Raw genomic sequence first — 9,220 nt, 5'->3', positions numbered from 1 at the left:
GGGGCTGGGTGGGCGTGCGGGTCGGGACCGCTGCATTCGCGCCTGCCGGCGCTCCTACATGAGAGCCGACGCGGCTCGGGGGGGTGTAGGAGCGCCGGCAGGCGCGAAAGCGGCGTTTGGAATTGGCGCGGCCATGCCGGAGCGCCGCGGCTATGATTCGATCAGGGCGTGCGATCGGCGCCGGGCCAACGATCGAGAGGACTTGAACGACATGGAACCCGTCAGCGGCTGCAGCTATGTCATCCGCCTGTGCAGCGGCGAGCTGCGCAGGTGGCGCTTCGAGGGGGTGGATGTGCGCGGATTCGGCTGGTGGCTGGACGAGGAGACCGGGTTCGGCTTCTCCGATGCGAGCCTGATGTACGCCTGGGAGATCGTGGAGCGCGCCGACGATGGCTGAGCCCTGGACGCTGCGCGTCGCGCTCGGCTATCCGGCCTCGCTGGCGGTGCCGTGCGCGGGGCTGGTGGTGCTGGCGATGAGCTGGCCAGCGCAGTCGGCTGCGGGCCAGGGGCTTGTCTTCGTGCTCGTCGGCCTCGCGGGCGTGCTCCTGTGGACGCTGACCGAGTACGTCCTCCACCGCTGGATGCTGCACGGGGTGGAGCCTTTCCAGCGCTGGCACCTGGCCCATCACCGCCACGCCGGGGTGGCGATCCGCGTGCCGGTGCTGTTCAGCGTGCTGCTGGTGCTGGCGGTGGTGGGCTTGCCTGCGCTGCTCTCCGGCGGCAGTGCGGTCGCCGCCCCGCTGTCGGCGGGCATGCTGCTCGGCAACCTGCTGCAGGAGTCGGTGCATCACCGCCTGCACGACACCCGTCCGCTTGGCAGCTGGCTGGAGGCGAGGCGGCGTCTGCACGGTTTCCATCATTTCCGCGACGAGCGCCGCGGCTACGGCACGCTGACGGATCTCTGGGACCGCGTCTTCGGAACGCTGCCACCGCCCGGCTGACCGCGGTGCGAACTCAGCCGCGCGACCGCGCCACCCGCCAGGCCAGCACCAGCCAGCCGGCGATCATCAGGCTGCCGCCGATCGGCGTGATGGCCCCCAGCCAGCGCGGCGCACCGAGCGCCATCAGGTAGAGCGTGGCGCAGAAGACCAGGGTGCCGGCGGCGAGCAGCAGGGTCGCGAGGCGGCTTCCCGGCACGCGTGCAGCGCCGATCGCGAGCAGGCCGAGCGCGTGCCACATCTGGTACTGCACGGCGGTCTGCCACCAGCCCTGGGCGGTGGCGTCGAGCGCGCCGCGCAGCGCATGCGCGCCGAAGGCCCCGAGCGCGACGCCGAGGGCGGCGAGCAGCGCGCCGGCGAGGAGGGGGAGGCGGAAGGATCGATCGGTCATGGAGAGATGGCGTGTGAGGCGCCTGCGGTCGTTGTGGTCATGGAGCCGTACGGGAAAGGCTCGCGCCTGCCGGCGCTCCTACAAAACCGCTGCGCGGCCGGGATCCTTCGGCCGTGGGGGGGGGGCGCGTGCCGTTCCGAACCGCCGCATTCGCGCCTGCCGGCGCTCCTACAAAACCGCCGCGCGTCGGGGACCCTTCGACCGTGGGAACACCGCCGCGCTTCCGGGGGGCTGTAGGAGCGGCGGCAGCCGCGAATGGCCGAGCCGCCGGAGACGCCTGACGCCTGACGCCTGACGCCTGACGCCTGACGCCTGACGCCTGACGCCTAACGCCTAACGCCTCCCGTCCCTCAGGCCAGCCCTTCGGCCTTCAGCGCCGCCTGCACCGCCGGGCGTGCCGCCACGCGGGCCTGGAACGCGGTGAGGTTGGGCCACTGCGCCAGGTCGATGCCGACGAACTTCATCCAGCTCAGCACGGTGAAGAGGTAGCCGTCGGCGACGCTGAAGTCCTCTCCCATCAGGTAGGGCTTGCCTTCGAGTGCCTCATTCACATAGCCGAGGCGACGCTCGAGGTTGGCGCCCGCGATCTCCTTCCACTCCTTCCCCGAGGCCGGGTTGAAGAAGGGGCTGCAGGACTTGTGCAGCTCGGTGCCGATGAAGTTGAGCCAGGACTGCAGGCGATAGCGCTCGATGCTGCCGTTGGCGGGGGCGAGCTTCTTCGCCGGCGCCTGGTCGGCGATGTACTGCACGATCGCCGCGCCTTCGGTGAGCAGCTCGCCGCTGTCGAGCAGCAGCGCCGGCACGTAGCCCTTGGGGTTGCTCTTCCAGAAGTCGGCGCCGCTGGCGGTCACCTTGGTCTTGAGGTCGACCGACTCGGTCTCGTAGGGCAGGCCGGACTCTTCCAGCGCGATGTGGGGCGAGAGCGAGCAGGCGCCGGGTTTGAGGTAGAGCTTCATGTTGTCTCCTGGGGCTAGGGGTTGGGAGGGGTTGGGAGGGACGATTATGCCCCGCCGCGCCGTGGATCAGTCACCCCGCGCTCGGGGGGCGGCATGTAGGAGCGCCGGCAGGCGCGAACACGGCGGTCGGGGAGCCGATGCACGCGCAATCGATCGACCGCGGAATTCGCGCCTGCCGGCGCTCCTACAGCAGACCTCGGGCGTTGTCGGATCCGGGCGGGGCGATGCGCAGCGGGACTGTGACCGGACCATCGTTGATGAGTTGCACCTTCATGTCGGCAGCGAAGCGGCCGCTCTGCACCAGCGCGTGGGCGGCGCTCGCGCGCGCGACGAAATGCTCGTACAGCGCCAGGCCGGTCCGCGGGTCGGCGGCGTTGGTGAAGCTCGGCCGGTTGCCGCCGGAGGTGTCGGCGGCCAGCGTGAACTGGCTCACCACCAGCAGCCCGCCTTCCACGTCCTGCACCGAGCGGTTCATCTTCCCGGCCTCATCGGCAAAGATGCGCAGCTTGAGCATCTTGGCGAGCAGCTTGTCGGCCTCGGCCGGGGTGTCGCCGCGCTCGGCGCACACCAGCGCGAGCAGGCCGGGGCCGATCTCGCCGATGGTCTCGCCATCGACGATCACGCGCGCTTCGGAGACGCGTTGCAGGAGTGCGAGCATCGAAAAACCTTACGATTCGGGGTTCTGTAGGAGCGGCGGCAGCCGCGAATTGGGCGAGCGGATGCTCGACGCGTGTGCCGGTCAGCACCTCCGCTTTCGCGCCTGCCGGCGCTCCTACAAAAAAGCGGTGCTTCCGGCGCCCGAAAAACCCGGGAAAACCACGGGACATACCGCGATTCGAAAGATTCGGGACAGACCACGAATCCGCTGCAAGGCCGCAGTCCGTCCCGTTCGGGCGCCCTAATTACCTGATCAAACCGCCGCCAGCGCCTGCTCCAGATCCTCGATGATGTCGTCGATGTGCTCGATGCCGATCGACAGTCGCACCATGTCGGGGGACACGCCGGCCTTGGCGAGTTCCGCCGGCGAGAGCTGGCGGTGCGTGGTCGAGGCCGGGTGGCAGGCGAGCGACTTGGCGTCGCCGATGTTCACCAGGCGGGTGATCAGCTTCAGCGCGTCCTGGAAGCGGCCGCCGGCTTCGAAGCCGCCCTTCACGCCGAACGACAGAATGCCCGAGGCGCGGCCGCCCATGTACTTCTGCACCAGGCCATGGTCGGCGTGGTCGGGCAGGCCGGCGTAGTTCACCCACTCGACCTTGGCGTGCTGCTTCAGGTACTCGGCGACCTTGATCGTGTTGGTGCAGATGCGGTCCATGCGCAGCGCCAGGGTCTCGATGCCCTGCAGGATCAGGAAGCTGTTGAAGGGCGAGATCGCCGCGCCGGTGTTGCGCAGCGGCACCACGCGCGCGCGGCCGATGAAGGCGGCGGCGCCCAGGGCCTCGGTGTAGCACACGCCGTGGTAGGACACGTCGGGCTCGTTGAGGCGCTTGAAGCGCGCCTTGTGCTCGGCCCAGGGGAACTTGCCCGAGTCGACGATCGCGCCGCCGATCGAGTTGCCGTGGCCGCCGAGGTACTTGGTGAGCGCGTGCACCACGATGTCGGCGCCGTGCTCGAAGGGGCGGCACAGGTAGGGGGAGGGCACGGTGTTGTCCACGATCAGCGGCACGCCGGCCTTGTGCGCGATCTCGGCCAGGCGGCCGATGTCGGTGACGTTGCCGAGCGGGTTGCCGACCGACTCGCAGTAGATCGCCTTGGTGCGCGCGTCGATGAGCGCGGCGAAGCTGTCGGGGTCGCGGTAGTCGGCGAAGCGCACCTCGATGCCGAACTGCGGGAAGGTGTGGGCGAACAGGTTGTAGGTGCCGCCGTACAGCGTCGAGGCCGAGACGATGTTGTCGCCGGCCTCGGCGATGGTCTGGATCGCGTAGGTGATCGCCGACATGCCCGAGGCCACGGCGAGCGCGCCTATGCCGCCCTCGAGCTCCGCCACGCGCTGCTCCAGCACCGCGGTGGTCGGGTTCATGATGCGGGTGTAGATGTTGCCCTGCACCTTGAGGTCGAAGAGGTCCGCGCCGTGCTGGGTGTCGTCGAAGGCGTACGAGGTGGTCTGGTAGATCGGCACCGCGACGGCCTTGGTGGTGGGATCGGGCGAATAGCCGCCGTGCACGGCGATGGTCTCGAGCTTCATGGGTCAGGTCTCCCCTTGGGTGAAAGTGGCGGGGAGTATAGCCAGCGCGGGCGGGATACCGGAACCGCCGCGTGCCGGAGGCTGTCCGGCGCGCTTCACTCGGTGGCGCTTCCCGCCACGCAGACCCGGTTGCGGCCGCTGCGCTTGGCGCGATAGAGCGCCGCATCGGCGTCGCCGAGGACGCGTGCAGCATCCCTGCCGAAAACGCGGGAAAGCCCGAGGCTGACGGTGAGCGCCACCGGCCCAGCCTTGGTGGCCGCGGGCGTGGACGCCACGGTATGGCGCAGGCGTTCGGCCAGGGCGAGTGCCGCGTCCGGGACGACATCGTCGAGCAACACGGCGAATTCCTCGCCGCCGAGACGACCCGCTCGGTCGTGCTGGCGCAGGCTGCCGCGGATCAGGCGCGCCGCGTGCTGCAGGACCTCGTCGCCGACCGGGTGGCCGTGCGTGTCATTGACGCGCTTGAAGTGGTCGATGTCGATCATCAACAGCGCACCGCCGCGCGTGGGTTCGCGCTGGGTGTCGTCGAGCGCGGCGTCCAGGCATGCGAGGAAGCTGCGCCGGTTGGGCAGCCCCGTCAGCGGATCGGTGGCGGCGAGCTCTGCCAGGCGGCGCTCGCGCGCCTTGCGTTCGGTGATGTCGCGCACCAGCCACACGCGACCGAGGCGTCGCCCGTCGTGTTCGATCGGCAGCCAGTCGATCTCCAGCGTATGGCCCCTGGCACCCTCCACTTCGACGGTGGCACGCTTCTCCGTCGTGCGATCGGAATCGGGCCGATGCAGCCATGCCGTGCGCTCGGTGCCGAGTCGCTGGCACAGCGCCTCGTGGGTGAGGCCGATCAATTCATCGGGGGAGTCCGGAATGTCGAGGAGCCCGCAGAGACCCCGGTTGACCGAGGTGATCACGCCGTCCTGATCCTCCATGAGCACGCCGCCCGGGAAGCGCTCGAGCACGGTCTTCAGGCGCAGGCGCTCGGTGGCGAGCGCCATGCGAGTGCGGTGCTTGTCGGAGATGTCGACCAGGGTCCAGACGGTATCGCTGTCGGGATCCTCCGGATCCAGCATCACGGCGTGAGCGTCGAACCAGCGCATCTTGCCCTGGTTGTCACGCAACGGCAGTTCGATGTTCATCTGTCCGTTTGCCCGCAATGTCGCGAAGTGCTGCGCGACAAAGCGGGCCTGGTCCTCGTGCAGCGGGAGCTCGGTCAGCTTCAGACCACTGATGGAGGTCGACGGCGGGGCGAAGATCTCTTCGGCGCGGCTGTTGGCTTCCAGGATGCCGAACTTGGCGTCGATCATGGCGATCGCGGCCACGCTGTGGTCGAGCAGCGCGCGACGCAGCTGCATGGCGGCGACGCGCGCCGTTACGTCGGAGAAGGTGCCGACGAGGCGCCGTGGCAAACCGTGCGCGTCCGCTTCGACGACGCTGCCGCGCGCGTGGATCCAGATCCAGCGCCCGGATGCCGCCTGCAGTCGGAAATCGCCCGCCACGGGCAGGTCGGGAGCCTTGCTCGGTGCGGTGCGAAGCGCGTCATCCTGGCGTTGGCGATCGGCGGGATGGACCAGCGCGCGGAACGCCTCGTAGCTCATCTCCGAGCCCAGCTCCGGCCGATCGAGCATGTCGAGGATGCGCTCGTCGAGCGCGATGCGGTCACGGGCGAGGTCCCACGACCACAAGCCGTCGCGGACTGCGTCGACCGCCTGGCGAAGGCGCGCCTCGCTATCGCGGAGCTGCTGCTCGGCCACCCGTCGGTCGGTGATGTCGTGCGCATAGCCGTGCCAGAGTGTGTCGCCCTCGGGCGTGCGCTCGGGATTCGCTTCGCCGAGCAGCCAGCGCAACCGGTCGCCCGCGCCCCGGACGCGGAACTCGCATCGCCACGGCGCGAGCTGCGCGGCCGAGGTCTGGATGCTCTCGCGCAGCCGGTCGAGGTCGTCGGGGTGGACGCGCTCGAAGATGCTCGTGGCCGAATCCTGGAGTCCTTCCGGCCCCACCCCGTACAGTTCGCGCACGCCCGGGCTGCAGTAGGGCATCGAGGCGCTTCCGTCCGCACGCAGCAGGAACTGGTAGGCCATGCCCGGAAAGTGACCGACCAGCTTCTCCAGGCGCTCGCCGGCACGCTCGAGTTCCTCGCCCTGGCGGGCGTGGCGCCGCCAGAGTTGGCTGATGAGCATGGCTGCGGCGAGCAGCAGCACCGTGCCCAGCCCGCTGCGCATGCGGCCGTCGCGGATGGTGTCGCGCACCGGGGCGAGCGCCACGTCCTTGCTCAGCCCGAGCGCGGCGACGACCGGAAAGCCGGGAACCCGGTGCCAGGCGTAATAGCGCTCGACGCCGTCGATTGGTGCGGTCGCATCGAAGTTGCCCCGCTGGCTCTCGCGATCGATCAGGTAGGGGCGGTCGGGTGGCACCGAGTTCCCCATTGCTTCTTCGGTCCGGCTGGAGTGGGCGAGGAAGCGACCATCGTGGCGCACGAGCGCCGCCACATCCGATGTCTCCGGATAGAGCTCCTGGAGTGCCTTGGTGAGATGGGCGACCGACACCGACATCACGATCACGCCTTGCAGCCGACCCTCGTCGATGAGCGCACGAGAGAAGGGCACGATCCACTTGCCGGTCATGCGTCCGCGGTAGGGTTGGCCGATGAAGAGGCCTTTGACACCGTTCAGATGGACACGGAAGTGCTCGAAGTCCGCGATGCCGTAGCGCTCGAGCTCGAGCGGCCGCTTCTCGCTGACGGTGGAGTAGAGCAGTCGCCCCCCGGCGTCAGCGATGTCGATGCCGACCAGGGCGTCGTCGGGGAGCGCGAGATGCGCACGCACGAGCGCGTCGCGCGAGCCCTGCGAGCCTTCCCTCAGCCAATGCTCCCCCAGGTGCAGGGAAAGATAGTCGAGCTTGCGGAAAAGCGCTCCGCTGTGCAGCGCCAGGGCGTGCGCGGTCTGCAGGGCACGCAGTCGGGTGAGGCTCTCCGCCTGGGCGACGAGCGCGGCGTGCGAATGGTCGAGCTGCAACCAGTAGCCGCCGAGCAGCACCGCGAATGCCATCCAGGCGGCCACCAGCCTGCCTGCGATTGCGTCGCCGCGAAAGAGGGCGGCGACCGCGGTGCGCGAACGAGACGGGAGCGAGGAGAGGGGCAAGTCGGTTTCACCGATCTGTAATGGCCCGAGTCTATCAACTTGCGACGCAATCCGAGCGGACGATTGTTACGGGGAACGACCGCTTCCCCTGCGCCGGATCGCCGCGCCTCGGGCATCATGGCGCGCTTCACAACCCGAGAGGCAGGCGAACCCCATGTATCCCATCCACGACACCGACGCGCAGTTGCTGCTGGCGACCCTGATCGCCGCGAAGAGGCGACCCGCCGCGCTGGCCGATATCGTCGCGGCCGCCGAGTTCATGGGCTTTCCGGTCACCGCGCCCGCCGCGTGGGCGACGGCTTTCGAGCGCTTCGTCACCCACGGGTTGTTGACCGCGGTGGGCGAGGGCTACGCGCTGACGCCGGCTGCCGTGCAGCTGGTCGAGGGCCTGCCGAAGAAGGCCGAGGCCGACGAGCGCGTGTTCCTGGTGCGCGAGCGCCTGGCGGCCTACAAGCCGGCCGCCGAGCATGCAGCCATCGAGATCGGCGCCGGTCAGTTCGAGGCCGCGCTGCAGGAGCACGCCAGGCTGGCGCAGCAGGGCGGCAAGAACCTGCTGATGCCCAAGCCCAAGCGCGAAGACGAGGACGTACGCAGGCGTCCGTACGGGGGGCGGCCCGGCGGCGGTCGCTTCGGCAACACCCGGCGGCGTCCGTGATGGCGTAGCGCGCGAGCTGCGCGTCGCCGGCTTCTCCCCTTATCCGAAGCGGGTCGGCGGCACCACCCGGCCCACGCTGTCGTGCTCGATCTCCGGTGCGCCCGTCACCGTGCGCAGCGGGATCACGCCCGCCCACACCGGCCACGCCAGGTCTTCCTCGTCGTCCTTCACGCCCCAGTCGCGGACCTTGGCCGAGGCCTCGTCGAGCGCGATCCGCAGCACGGTTGTGGCATTGAGCTCCTTGTCGCTGATCGGGCGCAGCGTGTCCCAGCGCCCGGGGTAGAGCCCGTCGATGAAGGCGCGCAGGCTGGCGAGCTTGTGCGCGGGTTCGGTCACCGCCTCGAAGCGGCCGTAGAGCACCACCGAGCGGTAGTTCATCGAGTGATGCATTGCCGAGCGCGCCAGCACCAGCCCGTCGGCGAGCGCGATGGTCACGCAGGCTTCGCCCGCGGTCAGCGCCTTGAGCATGCGCGAGCCCTTGGCGCCGTGGATGTATAGATGCTCGCCCTCGCGCCAGTGGATCGTCGGGATGGCGTGCACCATGCCGTCGATCTGGAAGGCGACGGTGCACAGCATCGCCGCGTCGACGATGGCGGCGATGCTGTCGGCGTCGTAGTGCGCGCGCTCGGGCAGGCGGCGGACGCGGGTGCGCGGGGAGGGGGCGGTGGTGTGGGGCATGGCTTCAAGGCTCCGAAGGTTTCGACCACGCCATCCTAGGTTCGTGGTGGTACCTTGCGTAGTGCCACAGCAACCCACACGAATGGAGCCACGATGGAGCTCGACTGGCTGCTCGCTCCGCCCCTGCCCGCGGCCGTGCCGCGCCAGCGCGTGCTCTACCTGCGCCTGCGCGAGGCCATCCTGTCCGGTCGGCTGCCGGCCGACACCTGCCTGCCCGCCAGCCGCAGCCTCGCGGCGACGCTCGGCATCGCGCGCAACACGGTGCTGTTCGCCTACGAGCAGCTCGTCG

10 protein-coding genes are annotated in these 9,220 nt (G+C 69.6%); 4 read left to right on the top strand and 6 right to left on the bottom strand.

Annotated features, from left to right (window positions below; genetic code table 11):
• Window positions 1-211 precede the first annotated feature (211 nt).
• Entirely contained in the window at window positions 212-397 is a 186-nt protein-coding gene (locus C667_RS16680; protein WP_039921906.1) for a hypothetical protein, read from the top strand.
• Window positions 390-941: a sterol desaturase family protein gene (locus tag C667_RS16675; RefSeq protein ID WP_004370670.1), complete on the top strand. Its 552-nt coding sequence runs from the start codon at window positions 390-392 to the stop codon at window positions 939-941. Before C667_RS16680 ends, C667_RS16675 begins: the two co-directional genes overlap by 8 nt.
• 13 nt (window positions 942-954) lie before the next feature.
• Here the strand turns inward: C667_RS16675 and C667_RS16670 are convergent, their stop codons facing one another.
• The 5 genes from C667_RS16670 to C667_RS16650 all read right to left on the bottom strand — a co-directional run bounded on the left by C667_RS16670 (window position 955) and on the right by C667_RS16650 (window position 7,505).
• Window positions 955-1,329, bottom strand: coding sequence for a DUF423 domain-containing protein (locus tag C667_RS16670; RefSeq protein WP_004370668.1), 375 nt, complete (start codon window positions 1,327-1,329; stop codon window positions 955-957).
• Between the two features lie 350 nt (window positions 1,330-1,679).
• Window positions 1,680-2,285 (bottom strand): glutathione transferase GstA, encoded by a 606-nt coding sequence (gstA, locus tag C667_RS16665; protein WP_004370666.1) that lies wholly within the window; start codon window positions 2,283-2,285, stop codon window positions 1,680-1,682.
• A 184-nt stretch (window positions 2,286-2,469) separates the two neighbouring features.
• Complete coding sequence (gene dtd / locus C667_RS16660) at window positions 2,470-2,943, bottom strand: D-aminoacyl-tRNA deacylase (protein ID WP_004370664.1); 474 nt, start codon at window positions 2,941-2,943, stop codon at window positions 2,470-2,472.
• A gap of 252 nt (window positions 2,944-3,195) precedes the next feature.
• On the bottom strand, window positions 3,196-4,467 hold the full coding sequence (locus tag C667_RS16655; protein WP_004370662.1) for an O-acetylhomoserine aminocarboxypropyltransferase/cysteine synthase family protein: 1,272 nt from the start codon (window positions 4,465-4,467) through the stop codon (window positions 3,196-3,198).
• A 95-nt stretch (window positions 4,468-4,562) separates the two neighbouring features.
• Window positions 4,563-7,505: a diguanylate cyclase gene (locus C667_RS16650; protein WP_245538483.1), complete on the bottom strand. Its 2,943-nt coding sequence runs from the start codon at window positions 7,503-7,505 to the stop codon at window positions 4,563-4,565.
• A 247-nt stretch (window positions 7,506-7,752) separates the two neighbouring features.
• Here C667_RS16650 and C667_RS16645 point away from each other — a divergent pair, with 247 nt between their 5' ends.
• Window positions 7,753-8,253: a hypothetical protein gene (locus tag C667_RS16645; RefSeq protein ID WP_004370659.1), complete on the top strand. Its 501-nt coding sequence runs from the start codon at window positions 7,753-7,755 to the stop codon at window positions 8,251-8,253.
• 39 nt (window positions 8,254-8,292) lie between these two features.
• Here the strand turns inward: C667_RS16645 and C667_RS16640 are convergent, their stop codons facing one another.
• The gene (locus tag C667_RS16640) at window positions 8,293-8,931 is read right to left on the bottom strand and encodes a pyridoxamine 5'-phosphate oxidase family protein (RefSeq protein ID WP_004370658.1); all 639 of its coding nucleotides are present in this window, start codon (window positions 8,929-8,931) and stop codon (window positions 8,293-8,295) included.
• Window positions 8,932-9,024: 93 nt separating this feature from the next.
• On the opposite strand from C667_RS16640, the gene C667_RS16635 reads away from it, so the two are divergent.
• Window positions 9,025-9,220 (top strand): GntR family transcriptional regulator (locus C667_RS16635; protein ID WP_004370656.1); only part of this gene is annotated, 196 nt, incomplete at its 3' end.

It is taken from the genome of Thauera phenylacetica B4P (genome assembly GCF_000310225.1).
Taxonomy (GTDB): domain Bacteria; phylum Pseudomonadota; class Gammaproteobacteria; order Burkholderiales; family Rhodocyclaceae; genus Thauera; species Thauera phenylacetica.
The sequence above is the reverse complement of the archived record's forward strand: the minus strand, read 5'-3'. Positions and strand labels throughout refer to the sequence as shown.